General features: G+C 41.7%; 13 protein-coding genes and 1 tRNA gene. 9 read left to right on the top strand and 5 right to left on the bottom strand.

Annotated features, from left to right (window positions below):
* The first annotated feature begins 15 nt into the window (after positions 1-15).
* A complete protein-coding gene (locus FLL46_RS09865) occupies positions 16-2,313 on the top strand; it encodes a putative bifunctional diguanylate cyclase/phosphodiesterase (RefSeq protein ID WP_142893344.1) in 2,298 nt (765 codons plus the stop codon).
* Between the two features lie 120 nt (positions 2,314-2,433).
* On the opposite strand, the gene FLL46_RS09860 is transcribed toward FLL46_RS09865, so the two are convergent.
* Positions 2,434-2,655: a hypothetical protein gene (locus tag FLL46_RS09860; protein ID WP_142893343.1), complete on the bottom strand. Its 222-nt coding sequence runs from the start codon at positions 2,653-2,655 to the stop codon at positions 2,434-2,436.
* Positions 2,656-2,809: 154 nt separating this feature from the next.
* Between FLL46_RS09860 and glnE the strand changes: the two genes are divergently transcribed.
* Positions 2,810-5,755 carry a bifunctional [glutamate--ammonia ligase]-adenylyl-L-tyrosine phosphorylase/[glutamate--ammonia-ligase] adenylyltransferase gene (gene glnE / locus FLL46_RS09855; RefSeq protein WP_142893342.1) on the top strand — a complete coding sequence of 982 codons (2,946 nt, stop codon included), beginning with the start codon at positions 2,810-2,812 and terminating at the stop codon, positions 5,753-5,755.
* A 73-nt stretch (positions 5,756-5,828) separates the two neighbouring features.
* Here the strand turns inward: glnE and FLL46_RS09850 are convergent, their stop codons facing one another.
* The 3 genes from FLL46_RS09850 to FLL46_RS09840 form a co-directional block, all read right to left on the bottom strand.
* On the bottom strand, positions 5,829-6,473 hold the full coding sequence (locus FLL46_RS09850; protein ID WP_142893341.1) for a TorF family putative porin: 645 nt from the start codon (positions 6,471-6,473) through the stop codon (positions 5,829-5,831).
* Between the two features lie 99 nt (positions 6,474-6,572).
* Positions 6,573-7,829: an ammonium transporter family protein gene (locus tag FLL46_RS09845; protein WP_142893340.1), complete on the bottom strand. Its 1,257-nt coding sequence runs from the start codon at positions 7,827-7,829 to the stop codon at positions 6,573-6,575.
* A gap of 132 nt (positions 7,830-7,961) precedes the next feature.
* On the bottom strand, positions 7,962-8,300 hold the full coding sequence (locus FLL46_RS09840) for a P-II family nitrogen regulator (protein WP_142893339.1): 339 nt from the start codon (positions 8,298-8,300) through the stop codon (positions 7,962-7,964).
* 406 nt (positions 8,301-8,706) lie between these two features.
* On the opposite strand from FLL46_RS09840, the gene FLL46_RS09835 reads away from it, so the two are divergent.
* The 3 genes from FLL46_RS09835 to FLL46_RS09825 all read left to right on the top strand — a co-directional run bounded on the left by FLL46_RS09835 (position 8,707) and on the right by FLL46_RS09825 (position 13,743).
* Positions 8,707-8,907, top strand: a complete 201-nt coding sequence (locus FLL46_RS09835) for a zinc-finger domain-containing protein (protein WP_142893338.1) — start codon at positions 8,707-8,709, stop codon at positions 8,905-8,907.
* A gap of 349 nt (positions 8,908-9,256) precedes the next feature.
* Entirely contained in the window at positions 9,257-10,606 is a 1,350-nt protein-coding gene (locus tag FLL46_RS09830; RefSeq protein ID WP_142893337.1) for an efflux RND transporter periplasmic adaptor subunit, read from the top strand.
* Positions 10,606-13,743: an efflux RND transporter permease subunit gene (locus FLL46_RS09825; RefSeq protein ID WP_142893336.1), complete on the top strand. Its 3,138-nt coding sequence runs from the start codon at positions 10,606-10,608 to the stop codon at positions 13,741-13,743. The genes FLL46_RS09830 and FLL46_RS09825 overlap by 1 nt, the downstream gene beginning before the upstream one ends.
* Before the next feature lie 92 nt (positions 13,744-13,835).
* Here FLL46_RS09825 and FLL46_RS09820 read toward each other — a convergent pair whose 3' ends face one another.
* The gene (locus FLL46_RS09820; protein ID WP_142893335.1) at positions 13,836-15,392 is read right to left on the bottom strand and encodes a hypothetical protein; all 1,557 of its coding nucleotides are present in this window, start codon (positions 15,390-15,392) and stop codon (positions 13,836-13,838) included.
* Positions 15,393-15,479: 87 nt separating this feature from the next.
* Here FLL46_RS09820 and FLL46_RS09815 point away from each other — a divergent pair, with 87 nt between their 5' ends.
* From FLL46_RS09815 to FLL46_RS09800, 4 genes are all read left to right on the top strand, one after another.
* Positions 15,480-16,115 (top strand): class I SAM-dependent methyltransferase, encoded by a 636-nt coding sequence (locus FLL46_RS09815; RefSeq protein WP_142893623.1) that lies wholly within the window; start codon positions 15,480-15,482, stop codon positions 16,113-16,115.
* Between the two features lie 80 nt (positions 16,116-16,195).
* A tRNA-Ile gene (locus FLL46_RS09810) sits at positions 16,196-16,272 on the top strand.
* Positions 16,273-16,489: 217 nt separating this feature from the next.
* On the top strand, positions 16,490-16,909 hold the full coding sequence (locus tag FLL46_RS09805; protein ID WP_142893334.1) for a very short patch repair endonuclease: 420 nt from the start codon (positions 16,490-16,492) through the stop codon (positions 16,907-16,909).
* Between the two features lies 1 nt (position 16,910).
* Positions 16,911-18,842 carry a hypothetical protein gene (locus FLL46_RS09800; RefSeq protein WP_142893333.1) on the top strand — a complete coding sequence of 644 codons (1,932 nt, stop codon included), beginning with the start codon at positions 16,911-16,913 and terminating at the stop codon, positions 18,840-18,842.
* Positions 18,843-18,880: the final 38 nt, after the last annotated feature.

Below are 18,880 nucleotides of genomic sequence, written 5' to 3'. Positions count from 1 at the left end.
TGACGGAGCAAGTCATTGGATACGAAAAATCCCGGTTTGTTTAAATTTAATGTATTGATGATTTATCTGTTGATTCTGGTTGCCGGCGTCTGGATATCTTACTCAGTTTATCAAACTGGGAATTCAATTCAGCAAGTTAACCAGGAGCTCACCGATCGGCAACTTCCATCGCTTAATCAAATCTCTGCTTTAAAACACTGGATAAATGAGTATGAGCGCATTCTTTATGAATTTTATGCAACCGTAGAAAGAGAAGATATCTATCAGAAGCTAAAGCAGGCAAAACAGAACATTGAATTCAATGTGACTGGGTTAGAAAAGTTCGAACAGAGTAAAATAGATATTGAGCAACTAAAAAAACTATTCGCTCAGATGGAACAACATGCGCTTAACTTGGACACGGTGTTGCCACCAGAACCTTATGATTGGGATTCTGCCCGCGACGAATTGGTGATTATATCTCAACTGGGTAGAAACACATTGCCGCATCTGGATAACCTGACTGAACTCATTAAAATACAAATTGAAGATTCGAAGGTACAATCCAGTCGCCAACTTAACCAAATGTCTATTTGGGTAAGCGTTTTTTCCACAATGATACTATTAATTGCGGCTCAAGTCGGTTACTCCTATCGAAAATCTCGCCTTCAATCGATTGAAAGACAAAGGCTTGCACTATTTGTTGAGAATAACCCGAATCCGGTAGCGTGTTTTGACTTTGACGGAGAATTGGTGTTTGAAAATTTCGCCTGGCGAGATAACTACGTTAGTCAAGAAAACCTCCAGATTAAAAGAGAGGTTTTGCTGCTAGCCGACAGGCTGGAAAATAATGGTGGAGAATTTACCGTTGCCAAAATAAAAGATGGAGTGCAGTCGCTTGAATTGTCGCTTCATAAAATTGACTCGCTCAATCAGTTAATGGTTTTCGTGCAAGATATAACAGAGCGAGAAGAAGCCAGAGAAGAGTTGGAATTTCTCGCCTATCATGATGTGTTAACCGGCTTGCCCAATTTGAAGCGGTTAGAAATCGAACTCGCCGAATTGATTGCCAAGGGAAATGATAATCCTATTTACTTACTGTCCGTCGGAATTAAGCGATTACAGCTCATTTCAACAACCCACGGACATTATGTTAGCGATGCTCTTATCAAGGGCGTGGTTAAGCGTTTACAACATTGCTTAAAAGAGATTTCTGAAAACTTTAATGTTTGCGGTGTTTATCGATTTATGGGGGCTAAGTTTGAAATTTTGCTGGCTGAGGCAAATGATAAAGAAGCATTTCCACAAGCCATTGAAGCATTGGAAAAAAGCATTCGTGCCGCTTCTCAAAATGCGGTTAATACCACTTATGGACAGTTTTTTTTAGATGTTCATATCGGTTGTGCTCGATTTCCCGAACATGGTTATAGTGCGGGCATGTTGTTAAAAAATTCGACAGCTGCGTTAGGTGAAGCGCAGAAAATTAATTACGAAGGTATCAATCATTTTGACCACGAGTTGGCCTACCGTGAACAAAAATGGCTTCAATTAGAGAATGACTTGCGTCAAACAAATTTTGATGAAGATTTCTTTCTCACTTATCAACCTAAGATCAATCTGGAGACTAAAAAGCTGGAAGGTATGGAAGCCTTAGTACGGTGGCGTCACCCACAAAAAGGCTTGGTGTCGCCAATCGAATTTATTTCAATCGCAGAAGAAAATGGAATGATTTTATCAATGGGCGAATGGATTCTTGATGATGCTTTGAAACAAACGCGCCGTTGGATTGAACAGACAGGGGAGCCTCTGCAGGTGGCGGTTAACGTATCACCGAGCCAACTTTTGTCAGCAAATTTTGTTGACTTGGTTATCTCTTGTATCAACCGGCATAAACTTGCTGCTAATAATCTGGAAATAGAAATTACTGAAGAAGTGATGGTTGAAGATACTTCTTTGTGCAACCAGGTATTAAGTGCGTTGAGAGAAAAAGGTATTTCAATTGCCATAGATGATTTTGGTACCGGTTACTCCTCACTTGCTTACTTAAATCGCTTTCCGTTATCCAAATTAAAAATCGATCGCTCTTTTGTCACAAACATTCATTGTAATGAAGGGAACTACGAGATCGTGCGTACCATTATCGCGTTATCCAAATCAATGAATTTGGAGGTCGTTGCTGAAGGGATTGAAGCTCAGGATGAGCTTGACGTGTTAAATCAGCTCGGATGCCAACAGGGACAGGGATATCTTTTTTCGAAGCCTCTGGAAGCAGCCGAGTTTGAAAAAATATTCATAGCCAGGCAGAAAGTTTCTTCAGAACAACTGACCGGTTAGTTAAACTGACCTTCCAAGTTATTAGCTGCCACAGAAAAGGCTGACAACCAAGGGATAGAAAACCGGTAAATTCTATGTGCTGATCAACTCGAAAATATTATTCGGTTAATGACGGTGTCATCACAAATTTTCTATCTCTCTTTTTAAATCGTAGCCCTTATCGGTCACAATGGCTTCTAAAACCTCAATTCTTTCCTGTAAAGATTCGAGCTTGGCCAGTCGACCCTCTATGCCGCTTAAATCAACTTCTGGTACTTGTCGGGTGGCTAGCCATTTATTAACGGTTCCAGCCAAAATTGCGAACACAGAGATAATTGCTACCATTTCAAATACGTGCATCATTGTTCCTTTCTACCTTTTAGATTGGGTTAACACTTGGCTGTTTAACTTGCTTTAGTACCAAGGTATGATTCTACTATACTATTAGCCGCTGGATTTCTCAAAATTGAGACGAGGCCAGTGTGGCTTTGAGCTACCGGGACATTATTAACAAAACATGGTTAACACGCCTACCACAAAGTCGCTCCGACAACCCAACCCTGACTGGCAGGTTGCGCTGACTTATTTGCAAACGAATTTGCCCGTTGATTTATTCCAAAAATTACAGTTTGCTGCAGAAATCAGCACTTTTGTCCAAGAGTGTTTTTGTCGTTATCCTGAATTGACCGCCGAAGCACTGTGCTGGCATTTCGACTCTGAAAATGATGATGTCTGGCGCAAATTACCGGCATTATTTGACGCTTTTGCTGTTGAATACTCAAGCATGAGCGAAGCCGAAGTTATGCAAGCACTGCGTATTTTCAGGCGCAGTCACGCTGCCGCGATTGCGGTGTTGGAACTTACCGACACCTTGCCCATAGAATCGACTAGTTTGAGAATTTCTGCCCTTGCCGATCAGATGATTAAAGCAGGGTACCACTGGTGTCTGCAGAGTCTTGAGCAGAAGTTTGGCAGCCCGATGGAAGTATGTGATGAGAGTACTGCGGAAGAAGGCGGTAGAAAACAAAACATGCTCATCTTGGCAATGGGGAAACTCGGCGGGTACGAACTTAACTTTTCATCAGATGTTGATTTGATATTTTTTTTCCCCTCGGCGGGGCGCACCCAAAACGGTCCTCGTGAAATTGAATGTAGCCGTTTTTTTCAACGTCTGGCAACACAATTAATCAAGTTACTGGACGAAGTCACTCAAGATGGGTTTGTCTATCGTGTGGATATGAGGTTGAGACCTTACGGCGATTCCGGCGCACTCGTCATGTCATTTGCCCAGGCGGAGGAATACTATCAAGAGCAGGGCAGAGAATGGGAAAGATTTGCCATGCTCCGCGCCAGAATGATAACCGGTACAGAGCAGGAAAAAAATGCTTTGGACGATATAATCAGGCCGTTCAGTTTTCGTCGTTATATCGATTATGGAGTCATAGAATCTATTCGCAGCATGAAGGGAATGATTCAGCGCGAAGTACGCCGTAAAGGATTGACCGGAAATATCAAACTGGATGCCGGCGGCATTCGAGAAATAGAATTTATTGTACAATCGCTTCAGTTAATCCAGGGAGGACGAGACAAACGTCTGCGTGAAAAAAGTGTTCTTAAAGTGTTACCTTTACTCGTGGAAGCCAAAATGCTGCCGGCTGAAATTGCACGCGATCTTCGCGACAGTTATCGATTTTTAAGAAGACTAGAGCATTGCATTCAAGAATTAGCTGAAAAGCAAACTCAACAACTGCCTGAGAGTATAGTCGAACAAGAAGCATTATGTCGCGCGCTGAAGTTTGATAATTGGTTGGCGTTAATTGCTCAGCTTGATGAACATCAGCGCATCGTCCACCAACATTTTAATGATTTGTTTGGTGAAGAGAGACAAAAAGCGCTAAGTCAAGATGACTTTTATTACGCGCTTGCTGAAGGACATGTGGATGTTGCATCACTTCAGCAAAAAGTGCTCGAAGAGACAAAACGATCCTTTACCGATGACCAGGCGAGCGGACTAATAAATCAGATCAATCGATTTGCTCAAGATTCTTCAGTGCTGAATTTATCTCCCCGAGGGGCCAGGCGGTTGCGCACTTTTTTCCCGGCACTGTTAGCAGAGTGTCTCGCGAAAGATTGCCCGGAGAAAACGCTAGACCGGTTGTTGAGAGTGCTTCACGCCATTTTAAAGCGAACTGCCTACCTCGAACTCTTGAGTGAAAACCCACCGGTATTGCAACACCTGGTTGATTTAGCCGGGAGAAGTGAATGGATTGTCAAACGACTTTCTGAATACCCCATTTTACTGGATGAATTACTTTATCCAAATAGTCTTTATGAACCGTTACAGGCGAGTGATTTACAATCGGAATTGCGACAGAATCTCTTGCGCATTGACGCTGAAGATGAAGAGGAAATTCTTGATGCGTTGCGTGCTTTTAAACAAATCAATGAACTAAGAGTTGCTGCTGCATTACTCGCTGAAACGCTAAGTATTTCTCAAGTGAGTCGATATCTTACTCAACTGGCGGAAGTGATTCTCAATGCTGCAATTCAGCTTTGCTGGAATATCATTAGTGCCAGGTATGGGATGCCGGAGAGCCTTTCCGAACATTCATCGAGCGAGTCATTTGAACGCTGCGGTTTTGCGGTCGTTGGTTATGGAAAGTTAGGTGGAAAAGAATTGGGTTTTGGTTCTGATCTCGATCTGGTGTTTTTGTTTGATCAGCCGGTTGACGGTCAAACTAATGGTAAACGCGCATTGAATAATAGCCGCTTCTACACGCGTTTTGCCCAAAAACTGATTCACTTTTTATCAACCCGAACCAACCTCGGTTTACTGTATGAAGTTGATATGCGTTTACGGCCTTCGGGGAGCTCTGGATTATTAGTGAGTCATTTTGATGCTTACCGAGATTACCAGCTAGAATCCGCCTGGACCTGGGAGCATCAGGCGTTAGTCAGGGCGAGGTATGTAGCTGGCGATCAGACGTTACAGCGGCGATTTGAAAGCATTCGAGAAGAAGTGCTGGGTAAAAGCAGGAACGAAACAAAACTAAGCAACGATGTGTTAGAAATGCGTCATAAAATGCGTGGGCAGTTAGAGAAAAAGGAAGTCGGAAAGGTCGATTTAAAACAGGCTGCAGGCGGTATGGTCGATATTGAGTTTTTGGCTCAATACTTGATACTGAAACACTTTTCATTGTCTGATAATCATGGGGTGAGCGAAAAAAGTAAGGTAGAAATGCACATTCCCCATAATATGGCTGACTGTTTGAAACTGGCGCAACATCAACAGATTATCCCCCAGGACGATGGACTAATATTAGTTAAGAATTACCGCCGTTTTCGAAACAAACTCAACGAATTAGCCTTGCTGAATAAATCTTCTCTAGTGGGCGCTGATGAGTTTGAAAGCGAGATGAACTCTGTCAAACGAATCTGGCAAAAATATTTACCCGAGTCTTAGTTAACATCAGGTTTGGGAAGGAGCTGATTTTCTTGCCTTCCCCATTTCTTTTTGCCAGTTTTCGCCTTTTTATTCAAAATAAATAATTAACACTAACAGCGAAGTTATTGTCATCATCCGCTCCATCGAGCTCAAGTAAACTATAGTTTGCCGACAAGGATAAATGTCTGTTAACTGCATATCCAAGTCCGATATTATAGTCTTCATGGGATACGCCGTTGTCAGGCGAGTTATGGCCAATATGAAATGCTAAGGATAGTGCAGTCATCAGGTCAAACTCTGCATCCAGACTGTAATAATCGTTTTTGAGATCGGTGTCTCGATAGTAAGTGACACCAAAATTTTCAACAGATAATCCTGCGTAATATTCGGTCGTTGAGTCAGTGTCGCCTGAATAAGTATATTCAGTTAACCCGATATTCACTGAAACGCTATCGCTAATTTCGGTCTCATAGCTCACCACCAGGTCTGTTTCAATTCCGTCATCAGTGACAACATCATATTGACTTGCCCAGGCGCCAATTGAAAAGCCGCTGGCGTGGCTAATGGTGAAGTCTCCCTGTACCACTGGATCACTATCACTAAGGTCGAATCCGCGAAACATATATCGGCTGGCTAAAGTCAGGTTTCCTTCATAGCTCAGCGAATCTGCGTGACTATTGTTGGCTTGAATACCTATCAAACTCGCTGCTAACAATCCCAAAGTACGTGCTTTCATAATTATTTTTTCTCCTTCTTTCGTTGGTTTTTTTGTGTTCTTTTTATTGGTGCTCTTAGGCAATAATTCTAATTTTCAAGACAGAAACGAGATGTCGAGTTAAAGCATGTTAGAGGTACGGCCGCTAATAAATTCCGGATAAGCCTCAAGGCCGCACTCAGAAATATCTGCGCCGATATATTCATCTTGCGAGCTAATTCGGATACCGACAGTTTTCTTGAGCAGATACCAGATAAGCAGGCTGGCGCTGAAAACCCATGCGGCTATCACACCGAGACCGGCTAACTGTGTCAGTACAGAAACGTCTTTTGTTACAGGAACTAATAACACACCGACGATTCCCGCAACGCCATGAACTGAAATCGCACCGACAGGATCGTCAATTTTTATCTGATCAAAAAACTTGATTGCGAAAAATGTGCAGGTTGCGCCAAGCGCACCGAACATGGCTGCTTGTGATGCAGTTGGTGAATCTGGTGCTGCGGTAATGGTGACCAGACCGGCTAAGGCCCCGTTAACTATCAAGGTTAAGTCGGCTTTGCCGTAAATGAATAAACTGAGCAAATAGGCAAGTAACGCTCCTGCTGCAGCGGCTGCGTTTGTATTAACAAAAATATTCGCAACGGCGTCTGCGTCGGCGACACCGGTAAAACTTAATTGAGAGCCGCCGTTAAATCCTAACCAACCGAACCAGAGAATAAACGTGCCCAGAGCGACGAGTGGCATGTTAGCACCGGGAACGGGTTTAACGCCTTTCTCTGAATAGCGACCTTTACGTGGGCCTAACAGGATAACGCCGGCCAGGGCAGCCATCGCGCCCGCCATATGAACAATGGCAGAGCCTGCGAAGTCGCTAAATCCTAATCCACCGTCTTCAGTGCTAGCGCCTAAAAATCCGGCACCCCATGTCCAGTAACCTTCCAACGGGTAAATGAAGGCTGTCAGGAACACCGCAAAAAGTAAAAATGAAGAAAGCTTCATTCGTTCTGCAACGGCACCTGACACAATTGACATCGCGGTCGCAACGAAAACTACCTGGAAGAAAAAGTCAACTTTCCCAGGTTGGGAAGCGCCTTCTGCCGTTTCATTTATACCAAAACCAATACTTGGAAAAAAACCGGCGGTGTCATTGTCCTGGTACATAATATCGAAACCGATGATTTGATACATAATGCACGCCAGGGCATATAGTAGAATATTTTTTGTCAAAATTTCCGTGGTATTTTTGCTACGTACCAGCCCTGCTTCCAGCATGGCGAAACCGGCTGCCATCCACATGACCAGGGCACCGGAAAATAGTAAAAACAAGGTGTTGAATAGATAGTTAGTTTGACTGAGCAAGTCTGTTGATTCCATAATCAGGTTCTCTCTTTTACACTTGGTTAATTCTTTTAATTGAGTTCTTTTTGTTCGTTATAGTCAGGTGCTGTTTATTGATTCGTTATTTTTATTGATTGACCATTTTATTAATTGATAAACACCGTCGGATTAAATTGCATCACCGTTTATTTCGGCGGTTCTAATACGAATGGCTTGTTCTAACTTCCAAACAAAAATTTTGCCGTCGCCGGGGCTTCCTGTTTTGCTTGCTTCCATGATGCTTTGCAGCACACGCTCCAGCTCATCTTCTGAAACGGCCATTTCAATTTTTGCCTTTGGGACGAAACGACTGGTGTAAGTATTTCCTCGGTACACTTCGGTATCCGCCCGCTGATTTCCGAACCCTTTTACTTCGGTGACGGTCATACCACCGACCCCATCGCTGACTAATTTTTCGTAAACTTCACTCAGTTTGAACGGTCTTACTATTGCTGTTACCCAGAACATTGAAAATTTCCCCTTATTGGTTTTCTAATGCGTGATTATTCGCCTTTAAGTTTTTGTATCTCAATTTGCATGCCAATGTGAAAACAGGGCTTTTTGTGGAAAGTTGTCGCAATTTAAGGAAGTTTTGGGTGAATTTAGCCAGGGAAATGTTTCGTTTTGGTGCACCCGAAAAATTAGCGCTTGAATTTGGCGCGTTTTCGAAATTTTGTTTGAGATAAGATCAAAGCTAGGATTGAGGACTTTTAATAGCGCAATATTTTGCCGGAATAATCAGAAATTGACTCGATTACAGTGGCTTGATTTGTATTTTCGGGTAAACTAATCTGAGTTGACAGGTTAGGCGTTTTGAAGAATGCTATCTTTGATATTTTTAGCGACCCCTGATAAAACAATAACGGAGTAAAATATGACTTCTTCCCCAGTGACTTCCCAATCAAATAATGCCAACAAGGCAGTCATTAAAGTCGCCAAAGATGCTTTACCCGCGTGCTGTCCTCCAAAAGACGAAGAACATTGGAATCAACATCCCAGAGTTTATTTACCGCTAAAAACAGGTGAAGCTGACTGTCCATACTGTGGTAATCATTTCGAACTGGAAAATGATTAGTACTAGTATGTTGCAAAAGCGACATTAATTAAGCCTGAATCCAAAATCAGGAATTTAAGAATTGTTATTAATTACTCGTTAAATTAATTTTTCCTATTTTTCCTGCTAAATTTAACCTGAGGATTGGCGCATTAATCGCTTTGAGCCAATTAGTAATCAAGCTGAATCAGTATAATTTGGTAGAACTAAGCCTGACTTTACATTATTGACCATTAAGATTTGCAATTCTTTACATTCATCAAGTTTATTTACATTTTAGTTGCAGTAATTCTGCTCCTAAATACGGCAAAATAGACATCGCAAAACTAAAAAGTATTTGAGCTGTTTTTCAACCAGAGAGATTGTAGCCATGAGCGATTCCCCTAACGTAACAAGCCAACCTGTCACTCGCAAAAAATTCAAACTCAGAACAGTGTTTATTCCTCTAGGAATTGTCTTTGGCGGTTTTCTAGTGATGGTAATTGCCGGAGGCATGGCGCCTAAGCCGGCCAAGAAGCCTGTTGAAACTAAAGCGCCGCTGGTTGAGGCAATCGAAGCGATTAAGGGCGATGTTGTTTTTGAAATTGAATCACAGGGAAGCATCATGCCACGGACCGAAACAACCATGGTATCCGAAGTTTCCGGCGTGATTAAAAATGTGTCAAGCAAATTTGTTGTCGGTGGTTTTTTTGAAAAAGGTGAATTGTTGCTAGAAATAGACCCGATCAGTTATGAGGTCGCGTTGCTGCAAGCTCAAGCAAGATTAGATGCTGCAAATGCTCGTCTGGTTGAAGAAAGAGCGCGCGGAAAGCAAGCCGAAAAAGAATGGAGTATGACCGGCCGAGCCAAAAACAATGCGCCAATTCTTGCATTAAGAAAACCGCAATTACAGCAAGCTGAGGCCGATGTTAAAGCGGCACAGGCTGATGTGAGAAATGCACAGATAAAACTCGATAGAACCCGTATTGTTGCTCCATACGATGCCATGGTGAAAGCAAAAATGGTAGATATAGGCCAGTATGTTTCTACCGGATCCCAGTTGGCAACGACCTTTGCCATTGATTACGCGGAAATTCGTTTGCCGATAAAAGAGCAAGACTTTGCGTTTATTGAAATGCCTGCTTTGGGGGCGGCTGATCAAGTGGGGGCGAAAGTTGAGTTGTCCTGGACGCAAGGGGGCAAGCGTAAAACATTGGATTCGTTTATCACCCGCTCAGAAGGTGTCGTTGATGCTAATAGTCGCGTCAATTATGTTGTTGCCCAAATTAATGATCCTTATGGTGTGATTAAAAGTCACGACAAAGCGGAAAAAGGTGCGGGCGAAGACGCAGGCAATAAAGTAGAACCGATACGTGTCGGCACTTTTGTTAAAGCAAAAATCTATGGAACAACGGTTAGTGATGTCGTGAGCGTGCCGCGCAAAGCAGTAAGAGGTTCCAATGAACTTTACCTTGTTAATGATGATCGAAGACTGAAATTTTCCAAAGTAAATATTCTCCGCACCGACGCTGAAAATATTTATGTTTCTGATGGATTGTCGTCTGGGGATAAAGTGGTAGTGACGAAACTAAGCACTCCTGTTGAAGGGATGTCTATTCGATTGTCTGGTTATGAAGAGTCGATTGAGTCTGAAGAATCTGAGAATTCTCAGGTTGCCAGCCAAAGTGATGCTCAAACGTCCGAAGAGGAAACATTGGTGGATAACGGAGGAGGCCAATAATGAGTGCTTCTCAAGAAAAGCTCACCGGCATTATCGCCTGGTTTGCACGAAATCCGGTCGCAGCAAATTTGTTAATGATAGGAATTATTATAGGCGGCTTATTTTCTTATTCAACGATTAATAAGAAAATGTTTCCTGAGTTTAATCCAAACTCAATCACTGTTTCTGTTCCTCATCTCGGCGCAGCGCCTGAAGAAGTTGAAAAGTCGGTGATACTGAAAGTTGAAGAAGCACTGGAAAATATTGAAGGCATCAAGCGGATGACTTCGTACGCGTTTGAAGGTAATGGTCAGGTGAACCTTGAGTTGGAGTCTGGTTATTCGCTTTCAGAAATGTTGGACGAAGTTCAAATGCAGATTGACGCAATAACTACGTTTCCCGCGCAAACAGAAAAGCCCATTGTGACTAAAGTTGAATTTCAAGGCGATGTATTGTGGGTTTCTGTCTATGGCAGTATGGACCGTAAAACCCGGCAAGAGTTAGCCAAGCAAGTTCGCGACGAAATCATGACATTGCCTGAAGTCAATATTGCGCAAATTGTCGGCAATCGTGATTATGAAATCAGTATTGAAATTTCAGAGTTCAAATTAAAAAAATACGGGTTAACTTTCGATGAAGTTTCTCGTGCTGTGCGCAACTCTTCGATCGATCTGCCGGGCGGTTCGATTAAAGCGGAAGGTGGCGATATCTTGCTGCGAACAAAAGGGCAAGCCTACACCGGAGAGGAGTATAGTAACCTGGTATTACGCACTAACTCCGATGGTACCCGATTATTGTTAGGAGATGTCGCAAACGTTATTGACGGTTTTGTTGAAGGTGAAGGTTTTGCTCGCTTCGACGGTGAGCCCACTTCTAGCATTCGAATCAAGTCCACGGGCGATCAAAATGACCTGGCGATTGCCGCGGCAGTAAAAGAATACGTGGATGAAAAGCAGGATGCGTTACCTGAAGGGGCCAAGCTCGGCGTTTGGGGAGATTCTTCTTATTACTTGAATGCTCGCCTGGATATGATGTTGAGCAACATGGTCGTAGGTGCTTTCCTGGTATTTTGCATTTTAGCCATGTTCCTCAGAGTGAGGATTGCCTTTTGGGTAATGGTGGGGATACCGGTTTGTTTTTTTGGTGCCTTTATTGTTATGCCAAACCTTGGAGAGTGGTCGGTTTCAATTAACCTGCTCAGCCTTTTCGCCTTTATTATGGTGCTCGGTATTGTTGTTGATGATGCTATCGTCATCGGAGAAAGTATTTATACAGAAATTCGTGAATATGGACACACCACCGATAACGTCATCAGAGGAGCACACCGTGTTGCAATGCCTGCGACTTTTGGCGTGTTGACAACCATCGCTGCGTTTACGCCGTTGTTAATGATTGAAGCAAATTTTGCCGCATTTTTCCGTGCAATCGCGATTGTTGTTTCGGCGTGCCTGGTATTTTCATTGATTGAATCAAAGTGGATTTTGCCTGCCCATTTAGCCCACATGAAATATTCACCAATTGATAAAGCGAATGCGAATTTTTTCGAAAAATTTCAGGCGTCCTTTCGCAATTGGTTAGAAAATTTTATTGAGTTTAAATATAAACCGTTACTTGAAAAAGCGGTTAAAGGCCGTTACAACACCATGGCAATTTTTATCGCCACCTGGTTTGTCGCTTTAGGATTAATTATGGCCAGTTTGGTTAAAGTTGAAGTATTTCCAAATATCCCCAGTGATTTTATTCAAGGTAATATCACCATGGTTGATGGCTCTTCGGTGAGCGCTCGAAACGAGGCGCTTAATAGAATTGAGCAAGCAGCACTTGAAATGGGAGAAGAACACCCACAGGCAAATGGAGAAAGTTTTATTCATCACACCATGCTGTTTACTAACGGTGATACTGGTGGAGGATTTTTGTTAGAACTTACTAAGCCCGAGGAAAGAGATCTGGGGGCTTTTGAAATTGAAAAACTGTGGCGAGAAAAAGTAGGTGAAATTCCCGGTGCAAAGGAGTTAAGATTTTTCGCCGGGACTAATGCTGGCGGCGGTGCTGCGCTAGAGTTCCAGCTGGTTGGTGCTAACGACGAAGAATTAGATGCTGCGGCACGAACGTTGGAGCTGCAGTTAGGCGAGTATGATGGTGTTTTTGATATTCGTAACTCCTTTAGTAGTGGTAGTCAGGAAATACAACTAAAGATTAAACCCGAAGCCGAAGTGCTTGGGTTAACCTTAAATGATTTAGGACGCCAGGTTCGTCAGGCATTTTATGGTGAAGAAGCCCAGCGAATTCAGCGTGGCCGCGATGAGTTGAAAGTCATGGTCCGTTATCCTGAGTCGGAGAGACGTTCAATTGCCGATTTAGAAAATATGTGGATCCGCACTCCAGCAGGTCAGGAAGTGCCTTTCTATCAAGTCGCTGATGTTGAGATTGGTACCGGGTTTACCAGTATCACCCGTGTTAATCAAAAACGCTCAATTACGGTATCTGCAGATATTGATCCGGCGAAAGTCGAATCTCGTAAAGTGATTGAAGAAGTTAACACAAAGACTATTCCTGACATACTAAGCCAATACCCAAGTGTTAAGTATGGAATTGAAGGTGCCAGCAAGGACCAGCAAGACTTCTTAAAACAGTTAGCTGTTGCGTTTATTGGTGCGCTTGGAATGATCTATTGTTTGATTGCGATACCTACCAAGTCCTACTCACAACCAGTGATTATCATGATGGTTATTCCTTTTGGTGTAATTGGCGCGATTGTTGGACATTTCTTGTTAGGCAAATCACTTAACATGCTTTCTCTGTATGGGATTATCGCGTTAACAGGTGTTGTGGTGAACGATAGTTTGATCATGGTGGACTTTATTAATAAAGCGAGAGCGCAGGGAATAAGGATGATCGATGCTGTCGTACAATCTGGCACAAAACGATTTCGAGCGGTTTTGTTGACGTCGTTAACCACGTTTTTCGGCGTATTGCCAATTTACTTCGAAACGAGTTTGCAAGCACAGTTTATTATTCCGATGGCAATCTCGATTGGATTTGGAATTATGTTTGCCACAGTGATTACCTTGTTTTTAATTCCGTGTTTGTACATGATTCTTGAGGATATTAAAAATTTATTTCGCTCAAGGAAAAGTAAGACTGCATATTCGCATTAACCTTGTGTCGATTGAGTTTTCTTTTTAGAAAAGAGATTCGTTATCATCACATTCCTTCGTTCAATAAAGACGGAGGAGTGTGAAAGTTGCAGTTAACTTTCTGCTTTCGCCTGATTCCTGATTGATAGTCCTTTATTAATTCCTTTTAACAAAGTTTTGGCCCTGACCAGATTTTGTGGTTCAAAAAGAGATTGGTCTTGAGCATCCATATAAATAATTGCTCTGACTTGTTTTCCTGGCTGTAATGAACAAAAGATAAATTTTTCAACTTGCTGCTTCTGAATGTCATAGGGAAGTTTTTTCCAGATTTTTTGATGTTGTTCTCTCGAAAGCACCATAAATGTCTGCTTCTCGACAAAACGACTCAGTGGAGTTGGTAACTTAAACTCAAAGTCTGGACGAACTTTTGCCTGGCCGACAGAATTTAGCGCAATTCGAGTTCGGACGGTGGCGGTCTTACGATCAACCACCAGAAATGATGCGCGGGAAAACTTTAGCTCGGTCAAAATTGCCTTTAACCCTTCATGAATGAGTGCAGCGGAAGATTCAAATTCTCCGGCACCTGAGGTTAGTTTTTTCACTAATTGCAATAGCTTCATTTGAGCAGAGGGCGCTTTTGTGGACGCAGCTTTTTCCACATTGATAGATGCTGCTTTCTTCACCGTTGGACTAGTTAACCACTCTGGTAGAGCAGGTTTGGAGCGTAACATCAAAAATCCCATCGCCGGGATCATTAACTTCGAACCAGTTAGGTTCTGACTGACTGTAGCGATACTCTGGTGAATTAGATGGTTGAGTTTTTTTATATCTAAAGCCAGTAACTGATGGAGTAACTGTAAATGATGCCGGTAGCTCTGGTTATGCCAGGGGGCGATTATGGTTCGTGCTAAACGATTTGATAAAACTACCAGCCACCCTTCTTGTCGGTGCCATTCTTTTAGTGAAGGTGTTTTTTCACTATAGCCTTGCGTGGCATATTCATAGAGTTCTTTCGGATTATCAGGCAATGGTTTTGAGTATAGAATTCTGTTGTACTCACTCATGTGAAAATGCTCAGCAACAGCCTGTCGCCATTCAGCTAAGTTAAAACCAAGTTTTGACTCCTCAAATAGGGTCATTTTCTTAGGTAGTGTTAATCGACGATAGTAGATCCGCCACATTGACTTGGGTTGCAAGTACCATAGTAAGGTATCGGGTAGTTGATAACACAAAGAAGTCCAATAAATGTTCGAACTGCCTAAGCTGAGCTCTCCAAAGCGGTGAGCCAGCTCCGCGGCCAGTAAACTGGTTGAAAGACAAAAAGTGACTTCGTCAGACAATGGGTTTTGAGATAATTCTTTTTGGGATAGCGCCGTTTGAGATTTGGGCTGTAATTGTTCGAATTCTTTTTTGGTGCCGGTGATACCAATGGTGCTCATTGCGTGATCGGCTGCGACAGGGTGGTTTGCGCGATTTTTAGTCGCCACCCAGGCAGCTCTAATCAATAGCCAGCAGAATACTGGGTCGCGTTTAAACTGGGTTTTAAATGATTCTGCTGAAACATCGGGGTCCCGCAGTTTTTGCTTAATGTACGGAAGTTCTAGAGGTAATAGTGGGGTTGAATTATACTCGCTTATACGTTTTTCAATTAACTTTTGGGCACTGCTCATTGGGCGAGTAAAGCCTTTTCGTGTGATTGATCAATTGTCAAAGTATAGAACAAAAAACACAGAACATAATAAGGAACAGATTTGAGTATGAAGCATTGTCCCTTATGTTGTGCAAATTCTCTCAACCAATATCATGAGGACAAGCGTAGAGCCTACTTTCAGTGTTCTAGCTGTTTATTGGTGAGTGTGCCACCTGAATACCGGCTGTCAGCAGAAAACGAAAAGGCTGAGTATGATAAACACCAGAATAATCCAACGGATAATGGTTATCGCCGTTTTTTAGAGAGGACGGTTGCGCCTTTATTGGCGAGGGTTTCGAAGGGGGCCACTGGGTTAGATTTTGGCTGTGGGCCGGGCCCAACAATCAGCGAGATGGCAAAAGAGCAGGGTTTTGAGGTCCAAAATTATGATTTGTACTACTTTAATCAGCCTGAGTTGTTAGAAAAACGGTATGATTTTGTTACGATGACTGAAGTTATCGAACATATCGCCAAGCCAATGCCTGTGTTGACCAAGCTCAATTCCTTATTGAATCCCAGTGGTATTTTGGCGGTTATGACCAAAAGAGTTCAAACGCCAGAGGCTTTTAAAAGCTGGCACTACAAAAATGATCCAACTCATATTTGCTTCTATTCAACACGCACTTTTGAGTGGATATCCAAAAAGATGGATTGGCGGCTGGAGATTATCGATAAAGATGTGGTGTTTTTTCATAAGGAATAGCCATTTACTATTGATTGAAAGCGCTATTTTCCGTAAACTCCCAGTCCGCTTGAGGTATTCACTTCAAGTCCCGCAAGAATGGGCCCTTAGCTCAGTTGGTTAGAGCACCCGACTCATAATCGGTAGGTCCACAGTTCAAGTCTGTGAGGGCCCACCATTTTTGCAAGATTCCCCAAAAATATGTTATTAATACCTAAGTTTGTCCGCTTTGGCCACACTTTGGTCGCATAGGGAACCCAAAATGGCCGCCAGATACATTGGGGCGAACTGGCTGTTCCTGCCTTCGACTAATTATTGCCTGTTCGTCTTTTGACCAAGCTGTAATCCTTATGCATAATTAATCCTTCCCCATTATTCTATCGGTAGGGAATGAAATGACAGATGTTCTTTCCAAAAAACAGCGGTCGTACTGCATGTCCCGAATCCGTAACAAAAACACAAATCCAGAATTGCTTCTCCGAAAAGCGCTCTGGAGCATGGGACTCCGATATAGGATTAAGAATAAACTTCCCGGAAAGCCAGATATAATCTATCCATCGTTAAAAGTTGCAATTTTCATTGATGGGTGCTTTTGGCACAAATGTCCTAAACACTTTCAACTACCAAAAACCCGTACTTCATTTTGGGAAAATAAAATCAATGGTAATGTTGAAAGAGATAGAAAAATCGAAACATTGTTGTCCTCCATGGGGTGGCTAGTATTGCGATTTTGGGAACATGAAATTAGGGATACAGTACAAAACTGTACACAACAAATTGCTCTAGCTTTGACCAATAGGGGGAAACATACATAGTGTGATTATATTAAACAAATCCGGAATAAAAAAAGCCAGGGAAATAAGTATAAAACTTCAGGAAGAAGATTTAGATCACCATCTTTTTGTACAAGGGCTTACTAAACTGGGGTTAGAAAATGAACTTTTTTATGCAATCTCTAAGAGTTTTGAACGGATAAAGAATACTCATCTCTTACTATTTGCAATGCAGGAAATAGGCCTTTTGGAAACAAGAGGTGATGTAAAAGGTTTCTATGAACATTCTGATTTCCATAAAAGAAAACAAAAGCTGATGTTATATGAAAACGTACGCCGGACAAGCGTTGAAGACTTATTTTCCTATCTGGAGTGGCAATTAAACAGATTGGCGTATTGTAATATAGGCTATGACAATCAAGAAGTTCCAGAGAATGTGTCTTCCTCAATGTTTGGCAGTTTGATATCAACAATCCCGTGGATCTGCTTGGCTATCAGAAACGTAGAGCCACTAAAAGGAAGAAAAAAGAATATTTCTAAACGCAACTCAATTTGCAAAAGAGTAATTAGTTCTGCTGGTTATTTTAAAACGATATCAACACAAATATCAGAGGTTCTGAGAGGAGACTACAACATTGTAACCAGTCATTCTTTTTATAAAAAATATGGAATTACGGAGAATATGAAGTCTATTGGATTCGATAAGCTAGACTTCTTTATAGAGCTGACAAACCATACTTGGCGAAAAAACGAAATTTATAGAGATTTAAATTACAAGCACTACATAAATAGAGAAGAAACTAATGACGCTATATTTGAAATCGCTAAAAAATCTGGGTTTGTAAGCAGTACAGACAATGGAAAATTATTAAAGATTGATTTTGCAAAAGGAAATGATTTTCAAAAAGAAGTTTCTTTAAAAAAGAGCATTGTATTGCTCTCAGTTGTTTATGGAGGAATAGATAATCAGTTTACTTTTAACGAGAAAAGGTTTTTTATTCGAGATTTAGTTGATATTTATAAATGCATCTTTAACTTCTGTGAAAAAATTCAAAAAGAGAACAAGAGAACTGTTAAGAGTGGGGGCGCAAAAATATTTAGTGGGACTAAAAACAAGTTGTTGTCGACTCTAAAGATTCCAAAAAACAAAAGTTATTTACTTGAACTTTTTTCTTTAAAAGTCGAACGAGGTCTTACTTTTCCTTCAACATGGCTTCCAATTATTAAAATTGGTACCCTCTATTATATTATACCTACATATGCTAAAGACCATCCAATTGAAAACCTGATAGATAGGATTTTAAGTAGAGAGGAGATTTCTTTAGACTATTCAAAAGGTGTGGGAAAAGGTCATCTTTTTGAAGATTATTTGAAGAAAAAGCTCGAAGAAGGTGGTTATAAAGTTAATAGAGTAAAAAGAAGTCAGAAGAAAAATATCCCAGAGATTGACGGATTATTCACTCTAGGCGGAAAATATCTAATTTTATATGAGGCAAAAGCTTCTATCCCTCCTGAAGAACGTGAAGACGCCTACAGGTTCGCTGATAATCATATATCGAAGGCTCTTGAACAACTGGACAAAAGGATAGAGTTTATAGAAAAAAGACCAACGGAATTTGAAGCGCGGACTAGATACTCGGCAAAAGAACTCGAGATTATTCCCTTTATAGTTTCAAATGCACACTATTTTTCTGGTGCTCAGTTTACCTCCCCAAACGGCCATGACGTATGGTTTATGGATGCAACTACTTTCTTGAATATTTTATGTAATGAAGAAATAAAAGCTTGGGAACCAAATGGTCCTAATAGCGACTATACTTACCAGCATTCAAGTGTTTCATTAACTTCACTGGAAAGTAAAATCTCCGCTTTAAAAAAGCCATATCAGTTTTTAAAATCAACCCATCGAGGAACAATCCAAATTCTTGAACATGGGGTTGGATTTGAAATTGCATACGAGACACAAATATTTTAGCTAAAGCCGAGGAACCGATAATAGTACAAAATGTAGTT

This window comes from Aliikangiella coralliicola, from assembly GCF_007004725.1.
GTDB classification, from domain to species: Bacteria; Pseudomonadota; Gammaproteobacteria; order Enterobacterales; family Kangiellaceae; genus Aliikangiella; species Aliikangiella coralliicola.
The sequence above is the reverse complement of the archived record's forward strand: the minus strand, read 5'-3'. Positions and strand labels throughout refer to the sequence as shown.